Source organism: Saccharopolyspora sp. ASAGF58 (assembly GCF_012277335.1).
GTDB classification, from domain to species: domain Bacteria; phylum Actinomycetota; class Actinomycetes; order Mycobacteriales; family Pseudonocardiaceae; genus Saccharopolyspora; species Saccharopolyspora hattusasensis.
The window spans coordinates 300,755-318,705 of the sequence record NZ_CP040605.1 but is presented as its reverse complement, the minus strand read 5'-3'; the positions used below and the strand labels follow the sequence as shown (position 1 = coordinate 318,705).

General features: G+C 70.3%; 14 protein-coding genes and 1 pseudogene. 9 read left to right on the top strand and 6 right to left on the bottom strand.

Features of this window, described 5'->3' with window-relative positions; translation table 11 throughout:
• Positions 1 to 124: 124 nt before the first annotated feature.
• Together FDZ84_RS01230 and FDZ84_RS01225 are read right to left on the bottom strand one after the other, a co-directional pair.
• A complete protein-coding gene (locus FDZ84_RS01230; protein WP_168584336.1) occupies positions 125 to 1,300 on the bottom strand; it encodes a cation:proton antiporter in 1,176 nt (391 codons plus the stop codon).
• A 120-nt stretch (positions 1,301 to 1,420) separates the two neighbouring features.
• A complete protein-coding gene (locus FDZ84_RS01225; RefSeq protein WP_168584335.1) occupies positions 1,421 to 1,903 on the bottom strand; it encodes a cation:proton antiporter regulatory subunit in 483 nt (160 codons plus the stop codon).
• Between the two features lie 146 nt (positions 1,904 to 2,049).
• On the opposite strand from FDZ84_RS01225, the gene cmk reads away from it, so the two are divergent.
• From cmk to FDZ84_RS01200, 5 genes are all read left to right on the top strand, one after another.
• Positions 2,050 to 2,781 carry a (d)CMP kinase gene (cmk, locus tag FDZ84_RS01220; RefSeq protein ID WP_168584334.1) on the top strand — a complete coding sequence of 244 codons (732 nt, stop codon included), beginning with the start codon at positions 2,050 to 2,052 and terminating at the stop codon, positions 2,779 to 2,781.
• A complete protein-coding gene (locus FDZ84_RS01215; RefSeq protein ID WP_168584333.1) occupies positions 2,778 to 3,452 on the top strand; it encodes a 1-acyl-sn-glycerol-3-phosphate acyltransferase in 675 nt (224 codons plus the stop codon). Before cmk ends, FDZ84_RS01215 begins: the two co-directional genes overlap by 4 nt.
• The gene (gene der / locus FDZ84_RS01210) at positions 3,449 to 4,879 is read left to right on the top strand and encodes a ribosome biogenesis GTPase Der (RefSeq protein ID WP_256413644.1); all 1,431 of its coding nucleotides are present in this window, start codon (positions 3,449 to 3,451) and stop codon (positions 4,877 to 4,879) included. Before FDZ84_RS01215 ends, der begins: the two co-directional genes overlap by 4 nt.
• A 119-nt stretch (positions 4,880 to 4,998) precedes the next feature.
• Positions 4,999 to 5,670 (top strand): response regulator transcription factor, encoded by a 672-nt coding sequence (locus FDZ84_RS01205; RefSeq protein ID WP_168584332.1) that lies wholly within the window; start codon positions 4,999 to 5,001, stop codon positions 5,668 to 5,670.
• A 5-nt stretch (positions 5,671 to 5,675) separates the two neighbouring features.
• Positions 5,676 to 6,752 (top strand): sensor histidine kinase, encoded by a 1,077-nt coding sequence (locus FDZ84_RS01200; protein ID WP_246868721.1) that lies wholly within the window; start codon positions 5,676 to 5,678, stop codon positions 6,750 to 6,752.
• 62 nt (positions 6,753 to 6,814) lie between these two features.
• Here FDZ84_RS01200 and FDZ84_RS01195 read toward each other — a convergent pair whose 3' ends face one another.
• On the bottom strand, positions 6,815 to 8,884 hold the full coding sequence (locus FDZ84_RS01195) for a prolyl oligopeptidase family serine peptidase (protein WP_168584330.1): 2,070 nt from the start codon (positions 8,882 to 8,884) through the stop codon (positions 6,815 to 6,817).
• 199 nt (positions 8,885 to 9,083) lie between these two features.
• Between FDZ84_RS01195 and FDZ84_RS01190 the strand changes: the two genes are divergently transcribed.
• The 3 genes and pseudogenes from FDZ84_RS01190 to FDZ84_RS40465 form a co-directional block, all read left to right on the top strand.
• A complete protein-coding gene (locus FDZ84_RS01190) occupies positions 9,084 to 10,058 on the top strand; it encodes a glycosyltransferase family 2 protein (RefSeq protein WP_168584329.1) in 975 nt (324 codons plus the stop codon).
• Positions 10,059 to 10,066: 8 nt separating this feature from the next.
• Positions 10,067 to 12,562: a GtrA family protein gene (locus FDZ84_RS01185; RefSeq protein ID WP_168584328.1), complete on the top strand. Its 2,496-nt coding sequence runs from the start codon at positions 10,067 to 10,069 to the stop codon at positions 12,560 to 12,562.
• Positions 12,559 to 13,218 (top strand): annotated as a pseudogene (locus FDZ84_RS40465) (PIG-L family deacetylase); the annotation flags it as partial. The gene FDZ84_RS01185 and the pseudogene FDZ84_RS40465, both read left to right, overlap by 4 nt.
• A gap of 291 nt (positions 13,219 to 13,509) precedes the next feature.
• On the opposite strand, the gene FDZ84_RS01175 reads toward FDZ84_RS40465, so the two are convergent.
• The 3 genes from FDZ84_RS01175 to FDZ84_RS01165 form a co-directional block, all read right to left on the bottom strand.
• Complete coding sequence (locus tag FDZ84_RS01175) at positions 13,510 to 14,280, bottom strand: hypothetical protein (RefSeq protein ID WP_168584327.1); 771 nt, start codon at positions 14,278 to 14,280, stop codon at positions 13,510 to 13,512.
• Positions 14,281 to 14,544: 264 nt separating this feature from the next.
• The gene (locus tag FDZ84_RS01170) at positions 14,545 to 15,909 is read right to left on the bottom strand and encodes an MFS transporter (protein ID WP_168584326.1); all 1,365 of its coding nucleotides are present in this window, start codon (positions 15,907 to 15,909) and stop codon (positions 14,545 to 14,547) included.
• 198 nt (positions 15,910 to 16,107) lie between these two features.
• On the bottom strand, positions 16,108 to 16,896 hold the full coding sequence (locus FDZ84_RS01165) for a DeoR/GlpR family DNA-binding transcription regulator (protein WP_168584325.1): 789 nt from the start codon (positions 16,894 to 16,896) through the stop codon (positions 16,108 to 16,110).
• A gap of 133 nt (positions 16,897 to 17,029) precedes the next feature.
• On the opposite strand from FDZ84_RS01165, the gene FDZ84_RS01160 reads away from it, so the two are divergent.
• Complete coding sequence (locus tag FDZ84_RS01160) at positions 17,030 to 17,728, top strand: HAD family phosphatase (RefSeq protein WP_168584324.1); 699 nt, start codon at positions 17,030 to 17,032, stop codon at positions 17,726 to 17,728.
• Positions 17,729 to 17,951 lie beyond the last annotated feature (223 nt).

The following is a 17,951-nucleotide window of genomic DNA, read 5'->3' as shown; positions in this document are numbered from 1 at the left end:
GTTCCGCTAAGCGACCACCCACCCAGACCATTCACCAACAGGCTCTGAGGCTGCTCGCGGATCCGTCGGCAAGACGGGAGAGCCTCCGGCCGGTCCGCTCGGATCGGCCGGAGGCTTTTTCCGGTCAGGCCTTCTTCGCCTGGCTGGGGAGGAACATCCGGGCCACCGGCTCGACGACGCGGGCCGCGACCGGGCCGAGGATCGCCATCAGCAGCACGTAGGCGGTGGCGAGGGCGGCGAGCTCACCCGGCACCGCGCCGGAGGCGACGGCCAGCCCGGCGATCACGATGGAGAACTCGCCGCGCGCCACCAGCGCGGCACCGGCCCGCAGCCGACCCATCCGGCCGACGCCCTGCATCCGGGCGGCGAACCAGCCGGTGAGCACCTTCGTCACGCAGGTCGCCACCGCCAGCAGCAGCGCCACCGGCAGCACCGGCGGGATCTGGCTCGGGTCGGTGTTGAGGCCGAACACGACGAAGAACAGCGCGGCGAACAGGTCGCGCAGCGGCTCCAGCATGCGGGTCGCGTTCGCCGCGGTCGACCCGGAGATCGCGATGCCCAGCAGGAACGAGCCGACCGCCGCCGAGACCTGCAGCTCCGAGGCGATCCCCGCGACGAGCAGCGCCGCGCCCAGCAGGCGCAGCAGGAAGACCTCCGGGTCGGGGCTGTCGACCAGCGCGGACACGTACTTGCCGAAGCGCAGCGCGACCACCAGCACCAGGGTGATCACGACCAGCGACACCCCGACCGCGGTCAGGCCGCCGAGGAAGCTGACCCCGGCCAGCACGGCGGTCAGGATCGGCAGGTAGACGGCCATCGCCAGGTCCTCGAAGACCAGGATCGACAGAATCACCGGCGTTTCCCGGTTGCCGAGCCGGCCCAGGTCTCCGAGCACCTTCGCGACGATGCCGGAGGAGGAGATGTAGGTGACGCCGGCCATGGTGAACGCGCCGAGCGGACCCCAACCCAGCAGCAGGGCCACCAGCGCACCGGGTACGGCGTTCAGCACGATGTCGATGACACCGGCCAGCCAGGAGCGGCGTAAGCCGGTGACGAGTTCACCCGCGGAGTACTCCAGGCCCAGCAGTAACAGCAGCAGGACCACGCCGATCTCGGAGGCGAGGTGGGTGAACGGTTCGATGCCGTGCAGGGTGATCAGGCCGCCGGTGCCGAAGGCCAGCCCGCCGATCAGGTATAGCGGGATCGGTGACACCCCGATTTTCCATGCGAGTCTCCCGAGGATGCCCAGACCGAAGAAAACCGCACCCAGTTCTATTAGGGAGATCGCCGTGTCGTGCACCGTGTTTCCTCTCGCGTGTGCCCTGCGTATGGAGTTGTCAGGGGATCGGCACGCGCTGGACCGCCGTTGGTGACGCGTGTCCCGGTCAGGTGGCCGGGAAAGTGTTCGGGACGGGCTGGATCAGCCCTTTTCCAAGATTTCGCTGGCTGCGCGCAGCCCCTTCGCGGTGCCCACGACCACCACCAGGTCGCCGGCGGCGAACTGGAAGTCCGGCCGGGGTGAGGGGTGTGCGGTGCCGTCCCGGACGACCGCGACGATCGACACGGAGGTGCGGGTGCGCATCTCCGTGTCGCCGAGGGTCCGGCCGGCGTAGGGGGAGCCCGGGGCGACGGACAGCTGCCAGGTGGTGATCCCGGCGACCTCGCTCTGCTGCTCGTTGAGCTGGGCGACCAGCTGCGGGGCACCCAGCAGGTTGGCCAGCGTGCTGGTCTCGGCGGTGGTCAGGGCGACCGATGCGGCCACCTTGTCCGGGTCCTCGTGGTCGGAGACGATCAGCTCGAACCGGCCGTCCCGGTAGGTGATCACGCCGATGCGGTGGCCGGATCGGGTGGTGAAGTCCTGCTGCGTGCCGAGCCCCGGCAAGGGGGTCACAGTTACATCCACGCCCAAGACCTTATTCGTAGATCCTTCGCATTTGTCCCCAGTCCGGATGGATCTGGATGCGATTGGGATCCGCAGGGGCGGACCAGGCAGAATTGACGGTTGGTCCGGCCGGGTGTCGGGCCGATCGGTTCCGGCTCGGGAAGGACATGCACGTGGCACACGCCAGGCTCCGCGGTGTGGTGGCGCTCGACGGCCCTTCGGGCACCGGCAAGTCGACGGTGTCCCGCAAGTTGGCGTCCGCGTTGGGGGCTACCTACCTCGACACCGGCGCGATGTACCGCGCCGCGACGCTGGCGGTGCTGCGCGCCGATGCCGACCCGTCGGATCCGGCCGCGGTGGCAGGTGTGGTGCGCGCGGCGCGGCTGACGGTGGGCACCGATCCGGAGGGCCCCCAGATCTTCCTGGACGGCTCGGACGTGGGGCGGGAGATCCGCGGGCCGGAGGTGACCGGCGCGGTGTCGGCGGTGTCGGCGGTCGCCGAGGTGCGGGAGCAGTTGGTCGCCCACCAGCGGAAGCTGATCGGCGAGGCGCTGGTGTCGCCGGGCGGCATGGTCGTCGAGGGGCGTGACATCGGCACCGTGGTGTCGCCGGATGCGGGCTTGAAGGTCTACCTGACGGCATCCGCGCACGCCCGCGCGCAGCGCCGCACCGCCCAGGACGTCTCCGAGGGGCGGGCCGGTGACCTGGACCGGACCCACGCCGACGTGCAGCGCCGGGATGCGCTGGACTCCGGGCGGAAGGTGGCGCCGCTGCGCAAGGCCGACGACGCGGTGGAGCTCGACACCACGGACCTGGGTGTGGTGGAGGTGCTCGCGCAGTTGCACAAGCATGTGGAGAGCCGTGGCCTGCTGGTCGCGGCGGAGCGGACGACGCCATGAGCGACGAGACCCTGCCCGAGGGAGCGTCCGGTGGAATGCACCGGTTCGGCCAGTGGATTTCGCGGCGGATCGTGCGGCTGCCGTACCGGGTGCGGATCCACGGCGCGGAGCGGATCCCGCGCACCGGCCCGGTGGTGCTGGTGGCCAACCACAGTTCGATGATGGACGGGCCGCTGCTGTTTGGAATGATCCCGCGCAACGCGGTCTTCCTGATCAAGCAGGAGATGTTCCGCGGTGCGCTGGGCTGGTTCCTGCGCCGCATCGGGCAGATCGGGGTGCGCCGCGGCGAGCCGGACCGCACCCCGCTGCTGGCGGCGGTGCGGGTGCTGCGGGCCGGTGGTCTCGTCGGGGTGTTCCCGGAGGGCACCCGGGGCGAGGGTGATGTGACAAACGCGCAGCACGGGGCGGCATGGCTGGCGCGGGCGTCGGAGGCGCGGATCCTGCCGGTGGCCTGCCGGGGCACGCGCCGCCCGGACGGCTCGGGCCGTAGGCTGCTACCCAGGATTCACGTGTTGTTCGGGGAACCGATCGCGCTGCCAGCAGGCAAGGGCCGCACCGGGCTGGTCGTTGCGACCGAGGCGGTGCGCACCGAACTGGTCGAGCTGATCGCCGAGTTGGATCGGCTGGTCGCGAACCAGAGCCAAGACTATTCGAGAGGGAAACGAGCGTGACCGACGAGTCGGTGGAAGGCATGGACGGCACGTGGTCCGACGAGGCCGAGTGGGCTGAGTTCGACGAGGTCGAAGCGGTCGAGGGCGAGGAGCCGACGAAGCCGCAGCCGGTGCTGGCCGTGGTCGGCCGTCCCAACGTGGGCAAGTCGACGCTGGTGAACCGGCTGCTGGGCCGTCGGGAAGCCGTCGTGCAGGACACCCCTGGTGTCACCCGGGACCGGGTGGCCTACGACGCGTTGTGGAACGGGCGTCGCTTCACGGTGGTCGACACCGGTGGCTGGGAGCCGGACGCGAAGGGGCTGCAGGCGTCGGTGGCCGCGCAGGCGGAGCTGGCCATCCACACCGCCGACGCGGTGCTGCTGGTGGTGGACGCGCGGGTCGGTGCCACCGAGACCGAAGAGGCCGTGGCCAGGGTGCTGCGCCGGTCCAAGCGCCCAGTGCTGCTGGCCGCGAACAAGGTCGACGACCAGCGCCTCGTCTCGGACGTGCATTCGCTGTGGTCGCTGGGTCTGGGCGAGCCGATGCCGGTCAGCGCGCTGCACGGGAGTGGCTCCGGTGACCTGCTGGACGCCGTGCTGGAGGCGTTCCCGGAGACGCCGCGCGAGATCTTCGGCGCGACCGGTGGACCGCGGCGGGTGGCGTTGGTCGGCAAGCCGAACGTGGGCAAGTCGAGCCTGCTCAACAAGCTGACCGGGGAAGAGCGGTCGGTGGTGCACGACGTCGCGGGCACCACGGTGGACCCGGTGGACTCGCTGGTGGAGCTGGACGGCGAGGTGTGGCGGTTCGTCGACACCGCCGGGCTGCGCAAGCGCGTGAAGACCGCCAGCGGCACCGAGTACTACGCGTCGCTGCGCACCAAGGCCGCGATCGAGGCGGCCGAGGTGGCGATCGTGCTCATCGACGGTTCTGAGCCGTTGAGCGAGCAGGACCTGCGGGTGATCACCATGGTCGTGGAGGCCGGCCGGGCGTTGGTGATCGCCTATAACAAGTGGGACCTGGTCGACGAGGACCGCCGCCACCAGTTGGAGAAGGAGATCGACCGCGAGCTGGTGCGGGTGCGGTGGGCCGAGCGGGTCAACGTGTCGGCGAAGACCGGTCGCGCGGTGGCGAAGCTGGCCCCGACGCTGCGCACGGCGCTGGATTCGTGGGACACCCGGATCTCCACCGGCCGGTTGAACGGTTGGCTTTCCGAGCTGGTCGCGGCCAACCCGCCGCCGGTGCGGGGCGGCAAGCAGCCGAAGATCCTGTTCGCCACGCAGGCTCAGTCGCGGCCGCCGACGATCGTGCTGTTCACCACCGGGTTCCTGGAGGCCGGGTACCGGCGGTTCCTGGAGCGCAAGTTCCGGGAGACGTTCGGGTTCGTGGGTAGCCCGGTGCGGATCTCGGTGCGGGTGCGGGAGCGGAAGGCCAAGGGCGGGCGCCGCTGAGTCCGTGAGTGTTTTTGGGTGCTATAGCACCCAAAAACACTCACGGGTGCATGTGCGCTGCGGTTTCGCGGCCCCGCTAATCTGCTGGCGACCCTAGGAACAGGGGAGGTGGCCGCGAGGTGCGGGCTGAGGACGGCGGGGGGCCGATCCGCGTTGTGCTTGCCGATGACGAGGCGATGCTGCGGCGTGGCCTGCGGGTGTTGTTGGAGGGCGACGGTTCGATCAGGGTGGTCGCGGAGGCGGGCAACGGGGACGAGTTGCTGGCCGCGGTGCGCACGTACCGCATCGACGTCGCCCTCATCGACGTGCAGATGCCCGGCAAGGACGGGTTGACGGCGTTGCGGGACTTGGCGACGCTGGCGAATCCGCCGGCGTCGGCGGTGTTGACGACGTTCGACCTGGACGACTACGTGGCCGATGCCTTGCGGTTCGGGGCGCAAGGGTTCCTGCTCAAGGACGCGGAGCCCGCGGTGCTGGTCCGGGCGGTGCACGATCTGGCGGCCGGTGGGGCGGTGCTGGATCCGCGGATCACCGCGCGATTGTTGCCGAGGTTCCGCAGCCTGTCCGGCAACACGCACGAGACGCAGCTGGTGCAGGGGTTGTCCGGGCGGGAGCGGCAGGTGCTCCAGTTGCTGGCGGATGGTCGGTCCAACGCCGACATCGGGGTCCGGCTCGGGCTGACCGAGGCGACGGTCAAGAGCTACGTGTCGACGGTGTTGAGCAAGCTCGGCGCGCAGAACCGGGTGCAGGCCGCGTTGATCGCGCAGCGCGTGGCGGGCGGCTTCCGGTGAGGTCGGTGCGCTGGTCCAGGCTTGGCGTCGAGGCGCTGGTCGTCGGGATTCCGGCGGCCGCCGTGCTGGCCGCGCCCGACCCGTTCAGCTATGCGACGGTGTCCGGTTTGGTGGCTTCGGCGCTGTTGCCGTTGCGGCGGTGGCCGCGAATCGCGGTGCTGCTGTGCATGCCGGCGTTGGCCGGTGGTTTGGGTTGGGCGCCGACGGTCGTGGCGTTGTACGCGTTGGGGCGCGCGCAGCCGCGGATCCGGATGTTGGCCGGCTGGGTGTTGCTGACCGCGGCGGTCGCCGTGGCACCGGTGATGATCACGCAATCGCTGGGGGTCGGGTCGATCATCCTGACCGTGGCATTCGTGCTGCTGGCCGCGGGCGCGCCGACGGCGTTGGGGGCGCTGGTGGCGTTGCGGGAGCAGCTGGCCGACAGCCTGCGGAAGCTGGAGGCGGCCACCGAGGCGGAGCTGCAGGCGAAGGCCGAGACGGCGCGCGCGGAGGAGCGGGCCCGGATCGCGCGGGAGATCCACGACGCGGTGGGGCATCACGTGACCTTGATCGCGGTCGAGTCGGCGGTGTTAGCGGCCACCACCGAGGACCCCGGTGCGCAGGACACCGCCGGGCGGCTGCGCGGGCTGGCGAAGCAGGCGCTGGACGAGATGCGCGCGACGTTGGGGCTCGGCACGCCCGGGCAGCAGGCCGGGTTGCGCACGATCCCGGAGCTGGTCACGCGGGCGCGCGCCGCCGGTGTAGATGTGGAGCTTTCCTCCGAGATCGGTGACCCGCACGCGGTGCCGCCCGCGGTGGAGCGCGCGGCTTACCGGGTGGTCCAGGAGGCGTTGACGAACGCTTCCAAGCACGCTCCCGGTGCCGGCATCAAAGTGCGGCTGGTGTTCCGTGAGGGCTCGCTGCACGTCGCCGTCACCAATGGCGCCCCCGACCGGCAGGGACCGGCCGTCGAGGTCGGCGGCGGCGGTTCCGGGCTGGCCGGCCTGGCGGAGCGGGTGCAGATGGCAGGTGGGTGGCTGGCCGCCGGGCCGTCGGAGGACGGTGGCTTCGAGCTGGTGGCCGTCCTGCCGCAGCAGCGCTGAGCGTCCGCCGTCGAATCGGCATTCATGAGTCGGGCGCAAAACGAGTTCGTAGACGCCCGGCGTCAGCGCGCCAGCGACTTGCGCAGGAAGTCCACCTGCAGCAGCAGGAGGTTCTCGGTGGTGGTCTCCTCGGTCGGCAGGTGGCTGACGCCCGGTAGCGGGAGCACGTTGTGCGGGCGGGCCCACGCGGTCAGCGCGGCGGACAGCCGCAGCGCGTGGGCCAGGACGACGTTGTCGTCCACGGTGCCGTGCACGATCAGCATCGGGCGTTGCAGGTTTCCGGCGTCCGCGAGCAGCGAGTTCTTCAGGTAGACGTCGGGGACCTCGTTGGGGTCGCCCAGGTAGCGCTCGGTGTAGTGGGTGTCGTACAGCCGCCAGTCGACCACCCCGGCACCAACGACCGCGGCGTGGAAGACGTCCGGGCGGCGCAGCACGGCCAGCGCGGCGAGGTAGCCGCCGAAGGACCAGCCGCGGATGGCGACCCGGCCGAGGTCGAGTTCGGGGTGCGCTTCGGCGGCCGCGTGCAGGGCGTCGACCTGGTCCTGCAGCGGCGGGCCTGCCAGGTCGCCGGCGACGGCTCGGTCCCATTCGGGGCCTCGCCCGCCCGTTCCGCGGCCGTCGGTGACCAGCACCGCGAAGCCCTGGTCGGCGAACCACTGCGACGTCAGGTAGCCCTGCTGGCGGGAGAGCACGCGTTGCGCGTGCGGGCCGCCGTAGGGGTCCAGCAGTACCGGGAGCGGGCCGTCGGCCGGGTCGTAGCCGCCCGGCAGCAGCAGGGCGCTGCACAGCTCGCGTTCGCCGAGGCTGAGCAGTTCGACGTTGAGCTTCATCTCGGGGTCGTCGGCCTGGTTGCCGATCTCGGCGATTTCCTGCTCACCGCGTTGCACGCGGACCCGGGTGCGGGGTTCGTCCAGCGTGGACGTGGCGACGACCAGCACATCACCGGAGCGGGTTCCGATGTGGACACCGGGCCGGTCGGTGACCCGCCGGGCACCGTCGGCGGTGACGCGGTAGAGGTGCAGCTGAGTCGGGTCCTGCTCCGAGGCGGAGATCAGGATGTCCTCGTCGCCGATGTCGAGGACGGCCCGCACCTGCAGGGGCGCGGCGGTCCAGGGATGGTCGCCGACGACCAGCCGGTACGCGCCGTCGTCCGCGCTGATGCGCACCAGGTCGCCGTTCGGGGTCCAGGCGGGCCAGCCGGGTTTGATCTCCACCCAGTGCGGGTCTGTGTCGCGGTGTACCTCGGTGGTCCGGCCGGTGGCCGGGTCGAAGGCCAGGACGAGTTGGGTGCGCTGGTCGCGGGTTTCCACCGCGATCAGCGGCCGGCCGTGCCGGGACCAGTGCGCGGTGACGAGGTACGGGAAGGCCTGGCGGTCCCAGTCGACGTCCACCCGGTTGCCGTCGAGGTCGAAGACGGCCAGGGACACGTCCGCGTTGGCGGTGCCGGCGGCCGGGTAGCGCATGGCCGTCGGCTTGCTCAGCGGGGCGGACGGGTCGGCGATGTACAGGTGCTGCACCGGGGATTCGTCCACGCGGGCCGCCAGCAGCCGCGAACCGTCCGGGGACCACCAGTAACCGCGGTGGCGGTCCATTTCCTCGGCGGCGATGAACTCCGCCGCGCCCCAGGTGATGTCGGCGCCGTCCGGTTCGGCCAGGGCCCGGTCGTCGGAACCGTCCACATCGATCACCCGCAGCTGGCCGCCGGAGAGGTAGGCCACCCGGTTCCCGTCGGGGTCGGGCCTGGGGTCGGCCACCGGCTGCTGCGCCGGCAGTTCGCGGGCGTCACCGGTCGCGACGTCGACCACGAACAGCCGCCCCGAGATGGTGAAGGCGGCGAGGTGCCCGTCGCGATCGGTGGCGTAACCGGTGATGCCCAGGGCCCGCTCCCGGGCTCGTTCCCGGCGGGCCTGCTCCTCGGGCGAGACCTCGTCGTCGGTGCGGAGCGCGCCCGGGTCGGCGAGCATCCGCTCCTGGCCGGTCTTGGTGTCGAGGGCCCACAGGGCGTTGCTGCGATCGGTGCCGCCCGCTGAGCGCAGGAAGAGCACGGAGGCACCGGCGGTGAAGGTCCGCGGCGCGCCCAGGGTGAAGCCCTGGGTGCGGGCGCTGCGGCGGGGGAACGACGCTGACGGCATGCGGCCAGCCTGCCATTTCCACCGGGCATTTGCGCGATCGGGTGGCGGTGCGGCGAAAAGCCGCCACGGGTGGATTATTCGCCCGTGTGTCGGTAGGGGGTGTAGCGCGGCCCGAATCCTACGGTCGACGCCGATTCGTTTTGGCCCACAGCGGCTTCCCGGTTCTGCGGGGGTCGACCGACCTGGGATGAGACCTGCCATGTACCTCTCGATGGTGGTGCCGTGCTTCAACGAGGAGCGCGGCCTGCAACGGTTGCACGACGCGCTGGTCGCGGCGTTGTCCGGACGCGTCCGGGATTACGAAGTGATCCTGGTCGACGACGGCAGCACCGACCGGACGCTGCGCGAGGCGCGCCGGCTGGCGGCGCTGAACCCGCGTTTCCGCTACGTGTCGCTGAGCCGCAACTTCGGGAAGGAAGCGGCGATGTTGTGCGGGTTGCGGCATGCGCGGGGCCGCCGGGTTGCGTTGCTGGACGCCGATTTGCAGCATCCGCCGCTGTTGTTGCGGCGGATGCTGGACCTGCTGGACTCCGGTTACGACCAGGTCGTCGCGCGGCGCAGCCGCGACGGTGAGGGCCGCTTCCGGTCGGCTCTGTCCAAAGTGTACTACGGGGTGTGCGGTCGGCTCGTAGACGTGCGGTTGCAGGACGGGGTCGGGGATTTCCGGGTGCTGTCGCGCCGCGCGGTCGACGCGGTGCTGTCGCTGCCGGAGTACCACCGGTTCTCCAAGGGGCTCTTCGCGTGGATCGGCTTCGACACGGCGTACGTGTCGTTCCGGAACGTGCCGCGGGGCGGTGGGGGTTCGCGGTGGACGTTCGGTGCGCTGGTGAACTACGGCATCGACGGCCTGACTTCGTTCAACAGCAGGCCGCTTCGGCTGTCGATCTACCTGGGCGTGCTGGTGGCGCTGCTGGCCGGAGCCTACGTGCTCTCCGTCGTGGTGAATACCATTGTGGACGGTGTGCACGTGCCCGGTTACGCGACGTTGCTGGCCGGAGTCGTCGGATTGGGTGGGCTGCAGCTGCTGTTCCTCGGGGTTCTCGGGGAGTACCTGGGCAAGAGCTACTTCGAGGCCAAGCGCCGGCCCCACTACCTGGTCAAGGAGTCGAGCCCGGAATTCCACCCGCAGGCCCGCGAGCGCCGGTTGCACCCGGCCGCCGAGTTGGCTTCGTAGGGGGAGCGATGTGGTGCAAGACAAGCAGATCGGAGCTCCTGCGGTTCGCGCTCGTCGGCGGCGCGAACACGGCCGTGCACTGCACCGTCTACCTGGCGTTGTGGCTGCTGGTGCCGTACCTGCTGGCGCACCTGGTCGCGACCGTAGCGGCGACGCTGTGCTCGTACCTGCTCAACTGCCGGTTCACCTTCGAGGTGGCGCCGAATCGGCGCACCCTGCTGCTGTTCCCGCTGTCCAACCTGGCCGTGATCGGGTTGAGCACCGCTGTCGTCGCCGTTTCGGTGGCGGTGTTCGAGGTCGATTCGAGGCTGGCTCCGGTCGCGGCGGGTCTGGTCGTGGTGCCCGTGACCTTCCTGCTGAGCAGGGCGGTGCTGACCGAGCGGCTGCCGCTGCTCGAATGGCGCAGCGCGGTCGGGGTCGGGGTCGCTGTCGCGCTGTTGAGCCAGGTTCCGGTGCTGGTGAACCCGTCGTTCTACTTCTGGGACGACAGCGCGGCGCAGTTCCTGCCGATGTGGCACCGGCTGGGCGAGCGGCTGCTGGCCGGGGACTGGCCGCTCGGGCTGGACCTCGACTCGTGGATGGGCGGTAACCTGGCCGCCGAATCGCTGTTCGGGATCTGGAATCCCGTGCACCTGCTGGATTGCCTGCTGGTGGTGTGGCTCGGCGATCTCGCCATCGGTGCCGCGGTGGTGAAAACGCAGTTCCTCGTCACGCTCGGCGTCGGAACCTTCTTGCTCTGCCGCTGTTATGGGGCGGGCCGCGGGATCTCGTCGGTGCTTGCGGTGGCGCTGCCGGTGTCCGGCTTCGTGCTGTATTTCCAGGCCGCCACCTGGGCGGGCGGGCTCATGGGCTTCGCCTGGCTGCCGTGGGCCTGGTGGGCGTTGCGCCGTGTGCTGGACGGGCGGCTGCCGGCGTTCGTGGCGTGGGTGCCGTGCTATCTGTGCGTTTCCGCCGGTGATCCATACGGGGTGCTGGCGCTGGGCGCGGTCTTCGCCGGGCTGCTGGCCGAGACCGGGCGGAACTGGCCGGGAATCCGGCGGTTGGTCCTGGTGGGCGTGGCGGTCGGGGCGAGCCTGCCGCTGATCTTCTTCCCGGTGCTGGAGACCTCGGCGGTGGGGTGGCGGTCCGGGCGCGAGTTGTTCAACATCGGTCAGCTGGTGCCGGGCATCGGCGACCTGCTGAACGCGAGCATGCCCTCGTTCGTGCCGCAGATCCTGTCCTTCGGCACCTTCCGGATGTCGGTGCCGGCCACCTACTTCGCCTGGTTCGCCGTCCCGCTGCTGGCCTGGCTGGACTGGCGGTCCGCCGGGGCGTTGTGGCGGCGCTGCCGGTGCGCCGCGTTGATCGCGGGCTGCTACTTCCTGCTGTGCCTCGGGCCGTCCAACGTGTGGCTGTTCCGCTGGCCGCTGCGGCATGTGGTCGTGCTCCACCTGGCGATGGCAGTGCTGCTTGCCGTGTCGCTTTCGCATGGGCTGCGCACTGATCACTTCAAGGTGCGGTTGGCTTGCTCGGCCGGGACCGTGTTGCTCGGCGGGTATCTCTCGTTCGCGGCGTGGCCTTCCTTGGCCCCGAAGCATTTGGTGTCGCTGGGCATGATCGCAGTGCTGCTCGCGGCCGTACTGATCCTGCACCGCAGGCAGTTGATGGCCGCGGTGCTGCACCTCGGCACGGCCTGCGCGCTTGCCCTGCAGATGTTGTGGTTTCCGGCGAATCGCGATGTCGCCGTCTACAACTTCCCGGCATCGATCGCCGAACTCCGTTCCCGCTACGCGGAATTCCACGGCGGCACCGTGTTGCAGATCGCCGACCGCAACCTGATCCCACCGGACGACGTCGCCTCGCGAAGCGCTTGGAAGCACCTGCTGTTCGGCAACATGCACGCGGCCGCGGGGGTCGCGAGCCTGGTCTCCTACACCGGCATCGGGCACGACGCCCTGCACACCCGGCTCTGCCTGAGCTATTACGGGGCCACCTGCCCGCAGGCCTACGACCGGCTCTGGCAGCCGGATGGGTTGGTCGACCGACTCAAGGTCACCCACGTCGTGGTGCAGCGCCGGCTCCGCGAGGTTCCCGAAGCGCCGGCGGGCTGGCAGGTCACCCGGCGCGATGCGGATGTCGTTGTGCTCAAACGGGAAACGGCCCTGCCATGGCCGGGAGGGCGGCTCAGCGCCGGCCGCGGGGTGCAGGTGCTCGACGACCGGCAGCACGGGCAGCGGCACGAAACCGTGCGGTTCGGCCCCACCGAAGACCGGGCCGAGCTGGTCTTCGCGCGCCTGGCCTGGCCGGGCTATCAGGCCACAGTGGACGGGCGCCGGGTGCCGGTCGCCGGAACTGATGCGGGGCTGCTCACCGTTCGCCTCCCGCCCGGCCTGACCGGCGGCACGCTCGCGCTGTCCTGGAGCCCGCCCGGATTCGCCCTGCACCTCCTGCTGGCTTGCGCCGGAGCGCTACTCGCGCTCGGGCTGTCCGTAGCTGCGCTGCAGCCGGGGAGGCGAACGCGATGAGAGGATTCGCCGCCGCGATCGCGCTGCTGCTGATCGCTGCGCTCGTCGATCCCGCCGCTGCGGCGCAGATGCGTTCCCACCTGCAGGTCGTGGCGCATCCCGACGACGACATCCTGTTCATGAACCCGGACCTGGCCATCTCGATCCGCTCCGGAGCGACCGTGACGACCGTGTTCCTGACGGCCGGGGAGAGCGATGTGCGGCCCGCGGGGCGGTATGCCGCGCAGCGGCAGGCCGGGGCGCGGGCGGCGTTCGCGGCGATGGCCGGGGCGCCCGACGTCTGGGACCGTGCCGGGCTGCCGCTGCCCGGGGGGCGTCAAGCCGAGGTGCAGACCTTGCGCGATCGGCCGACGGTGCGATTGGTGTTCCTGAACCTGCCCGATGACAACGATCCGCACGTTACGGGCGGCAGGCATGCGCTGACCCGGCTCTGGCACGACGCAACGGCACGCGTCGAGGCACTGCGGCCGGACGGATCTGCACTGGAGGCGACCAGCATTCACGACCGGGCCTCCGTCATCGACGCGCTGGGAGAGCTCTACCGGAGGTTCGCGCCCACGATCGTGCGGACCCATGACCCCGAACCGGACGCCAGGTACCAGCCGCAGTGGGGACCCCACCACAACCACCCCGACCACGTGATGACGGCGCGATTCGCGGAGCTTGCGATGCGGTCCGCCGGATCGGCGCACCTGATCCACTACCGCGACTACAACGTCGCCGACGCGCCGCCGAACCTGCCGGCGGAGATCGTCGCCGGCAAACGGGAGATCTTCGCGCGCTACGCGGCGCACGACGCCGAGGTGAGCATGGGGGAGCCCTATGCGACGTGGCTGCGAAGCATGCGGCACCGCTGGCCGTGGAACACGAACTGGGCGACGACCGGTCGCGACGGCGAGCCCGTTTACGTCTACGTGCGGGGCGGAAAGTTGTTGAGGGGAAACGGATCACGTGAGTCCGTTGTGGACACCGGTGGTTTCGTGCCGCGTGCCGGTTCGCCGGGGTTCGCCGGCCCGGACACCCTCGTGGTCCAGGACCGCACGGGCGCGATCTTCCTGAAAAGCGGGCCGGACCGCTGGCAGGATCTCGGCTCCCCGCCGACCGATGCGCCCCTCGGCCAGGTCGGACCGCCGGCGGCGGTCGCGGCACCGGGCGGGAGAGTGCTGGTCGCGGTCCGCAACGCCCGTGGCGGTGTGAGCGTCCGGTTCGCCGACCAGGCAGCTTGGACGGACCTCGGCGGCACCGGGGTCGACGACGCCGTCTCGGTGCTCCTGGCCGGCACCGGTGAGGCGCACGTCTTCGCCACCGCGCAGGCCGGGTTGCTGCACTGGCGGCTCGACGGCACCGGTTCCCGGCTCGTCGCGCCGCCGGAAACGCACCACCCGGCCGGGTCCGTTGCCGTGGCCCGCGGCCACCGGGCGTTCGCGGCGTTTCGCGAGGCGGCCACCGGGCGCGTGGTCGTGCTCGGCGAACACGCGGGATGGTCCGTGGTCGCCACCGCTGCCACCGCCATCACCGCTGTCACCGCTGCCACCTCCGATCCTGCGCTCGCCGTGCTGGACGGCGACATCCCGGTCGTCGCGGTCCGCGACGGCGAAGGGCGGATCGCGGTGCTCGGCACCACGATGGCCGTCCTGCCCGGCCGGATCGTCGGACGGCCCGCCTTCTCTTCGGACGGCCGCCACCTTGTCGCGCTCGGCGACGACGGCCGAATGCACGTGAGCCCGCGTCCCCGGGACGCGGGCTCACGGCGGCGGCGGAACTTAGAGCCTGTCGGCGAATGCCGTCCGCGCCTTTGGAAGCGGCGTAGCCGCTTGCATTCACCTTGCCAAGACGACCATCGGCGGGTTCTGAGAGGTTTTCTGGCGAGGACGGCCCCTCCGCCGCGTATTGGACATACATCAGGAGGGGCACCCGCAGTCCAGGGAACCTCTCAGGTTCCGCTAAGCGACCACCCACCCACACCATTCACCAACAGGCTCTTACGCCGAGGAGCGGGCCGTCGCGACGTGCTGCGCGGCGCGCTGCGCCAGCTTCTGCTCACCGGGGTCGCAGCTGTCCTTGACCTTCAGGCTCAGGATCGCCACCAGGATGTAGAGCGCGCTGAACGCGATGGCCACCCCGCCGCCGCCGACCAGCGGGTACAGGATCGTGACCACGACCGGGCCGACGAACGCCGCGCCACCGGCACCGAAGTTCAGGATCGCCAGGGCCGAACCCTTGTCCTTGGGCGAGACCATCGACGGCATCAGCGCCGACAGCGGGACGAACCCGGCCAGCAGGATGCCGTAGACGACGCCGAAGGTGGCGGTCACCGCGAAGCTCTGGGTGGACACCGCGGTGAAGTACCACAGCGGAGTCGCGACGGCGCAACCCACGCAGCCGAACCAGGTGATCGTGCGGCGCCAGCCGAAGCGGTCGCCGAACACGCCGAAGAACAGGTTCGCGGCGATGTTCGCGCCGTAGCTGATCGACGCGAGCGTGGCCAGTTGCGGGGCGGTCAGGAAGCCGCCGCCCGGGGTGGCCGGGCCGAGCACGAACGGGAACATCGCGAAGAAGCCGTACTGCGGCGCGGTGTTGACGATGCGGATCAGGCCACCGGCCAGGGTGCGGCGGTCGCGCCAGAGGATGTCCACGCCCTCGCCCAGCCGCTTGAGGCTGCGCGGATTGGAAACCGTCCCGTCGGCGATCGGCTTGAGGCCGTGCTCCTCGCGGACGGCGAAGCTACCGATGAGCACACCGATGGTGACCACCGCCAGCGACAGCACCAGCGTGCCGTGCTGGCTCAGGCCGAACACGCCGATGGAGACCGCGGCCAGCGCCGCGCCCAGGGTCGGCAGACCGCCGGTGAAGGCGAACCAGAACCACCCGGCGACCGAACCGCGCATCTTGGTGGGGCTGGCGATCTGTGCCCACACCAGGAACGCGAACGCGAACAGCGGGTAGGCGAAGCCTCGGATGCCGTAGGTGGCCACGATGAGCGTCGCGTTGTGCGACGGCAGCGCCACGAACAGGAACAGCGCCTCGAACACCACCCACCAGGCGCCACCGAGCCACATGACCCGGCGCGGGCCCCAGATCGCGGAGAGCGTCCCGGAGAACCAGGCGGCGATCATGGCCGCGACGCCGTAGAGGGTGACCGTGGCGAACGCCGCGGTCGCGCCGGGCAGTCCGCCGCCCTCGGGTTGCTGCAGGTAGTCCGAGAGGAAGGTGGTCTCCACGCCGTCGCCGATCATGAAGATCAGGACGGCGATGAAGCCCCAGAACAGCTGCCTGGGGATACCGATGCGGTCGAGTGTGCTGGCCGGCCGCAACGGCTCGGCATCCGCAGAGGTCTGTTGGGACATCACTGTCTCCAAGGGATCGGAACTTCCCGGTGTGCGCGTCTAGGACGCGCCCCCGGTCAACGAGTGCTGGCTATCATGCACCTTGTTCAGTTTAACGCGCAAGGCGTTAATTTTTTCGCAATCCGATGTGAAGATCAACAATGAAACTGGCCGTCCGATGCCGCCGCTCCCGGGGGCTAGCTCTGGGCTAGCTCGCGGCTAGCCCATCGGGGACAGGCGGACGTCGGTCTGCTCGCGCATCTCCTCGACCAGCGCCGCCTCCAGCTCGCCCGCCAGCAGCACGTGGTCGAAGGCGCGTACCGGGGCGAACTGGTGCAGCGCCGAGCGGCCCACCTTGCTGGCGTCCATCATCAGCACCTTGGTCGTCGCGCTGGCCAGCATCGCCCGCTTGACCAGCACGATCTCCTGCTCCTGGTGGTAGGTCAGCCGCGCGTTCATCGCCGAGGTGGACAGGAAAACGATGTCCACCGAGAAGGCGCTGATCATCTCCTGGCAGGGCAGGCCCAGGTAGGAGTCGTGGGTCCGGGAGTACTCGCCGCCCAGGCCGATCAGCCGGATGTCCGGCACGTCGCGCAGCGCCTCCTGCACCTGCCGGTAGTTGCTGACCACGGTCAGCGGGCCGACCTCGGGCAGCAGCCTGGCCAGCGCGAGCGCGGTGGTCGAGTCGTCCAGCATCACCGACATGCCCGGGTTGATGAACTGCAGGGCGTCCTTGGCCAGGGCTTCCTTCTCGGCGGTGTGGGTGTGCAGCCGGAAGTCCGAGCTGCTCTCGAACACCGTGGAGGGCTGGGCGGAGACCCCGCCGTGGTACTTGCGCAGCAGGCCCCGGGTGACCAGGTCGTCGAGGTCGCGGTGCACCGTCATCAGGCTGACGCCGGTCAGCTCGGACAGTTCCGCGGCGCTGGCGAACCCCTGCGTGACCACGTGGTCGATGATCTTCTGCTGTCGCAGGAGCCGGGCGGACTGCTTCTTCGGTGCGGACGCCATGCGGCCATCTTGCCCCGTGGCGCGCGGCACCTGCCGTGGGATACCGGCCATACGCCGAAGTATCACTCTGATGGTGACACTTAACGTCCATCATGTTAATTTGATTGGTGTCAGTGTTTGGCGGGAGGTAAAGATGACCCAGCCCGAAGGGCCGAACGGCACCCACCGCGCGGTCGTGTTCGACATGGACGGCGTCCTGGTCGAAAGCGAACACCTGTGGGAGCGGATGTGGGCCAAGTTCGCCGCCGCCCACGGCAAGACCTGGACCATGGAGCAGACCCGGCAGGTCCAGGGCATGAGCGCCCCCGAGTGGTCGGCCTTCCTCGCCGACTACAGCGCTACCAGCGACTCCGCGGCGGAGACCGAGCGGGTCGTGGTCGACGACATGATCGCAGCGCTCGACGGCGGTGAGATCGAGCTGCTGCCCGGCGCCGAGAAGATGGTCACCGAGGTCGCCGCGCGCGCCCCGATCGCGCTCGCCTCGTCCGCGCCGCGCCGCCTCATCGACGCGGTCCTGGATCGCCACGGACTGACCAGGCACTTCTCGGCTACCGTCTCCAGCGCCGAGGTGCCCAAGGGCAAGCCGAGCCCCGACGTGTACCTGTCGGCCGCCGACAAGCTCGGCCAGGACCCGCAGCACTGCCTGGCTGTCGAGGACTCCAGCAACGGGTTGCGCGCCGCGGCCGCGGCGGGAATGACTGTGGTGGCCATCCCGAACTCCGGCTACCCGCCGGCCGAGGACGCCCTGGCCAACGCCAGCTACATCGCCACCGACCTGGACGACGTCCGGTCTCGCCTGGTGAGCGGGCTGCCCGAGCCGGTCGGCAGCTGAGCAAGATTTCCAGAAAGTGGAGGGCTTGTCTCTTAGAGCCTGTCGGCGAATGCCGTCCGCGCCTTTGGAAGCGGCGTAGCCGCTTGCATTCACCTTGCCAAGACGACCATCGGCGGGTTCTGAGAGGTTTTCTGGCGAGGACGGCCCCTCCGCCGCGTATTGGACATACATCAGGAGGGGCACCCGCAGTCCAGGGAACCTCTCAGGTTCCGCTAAGCGACCA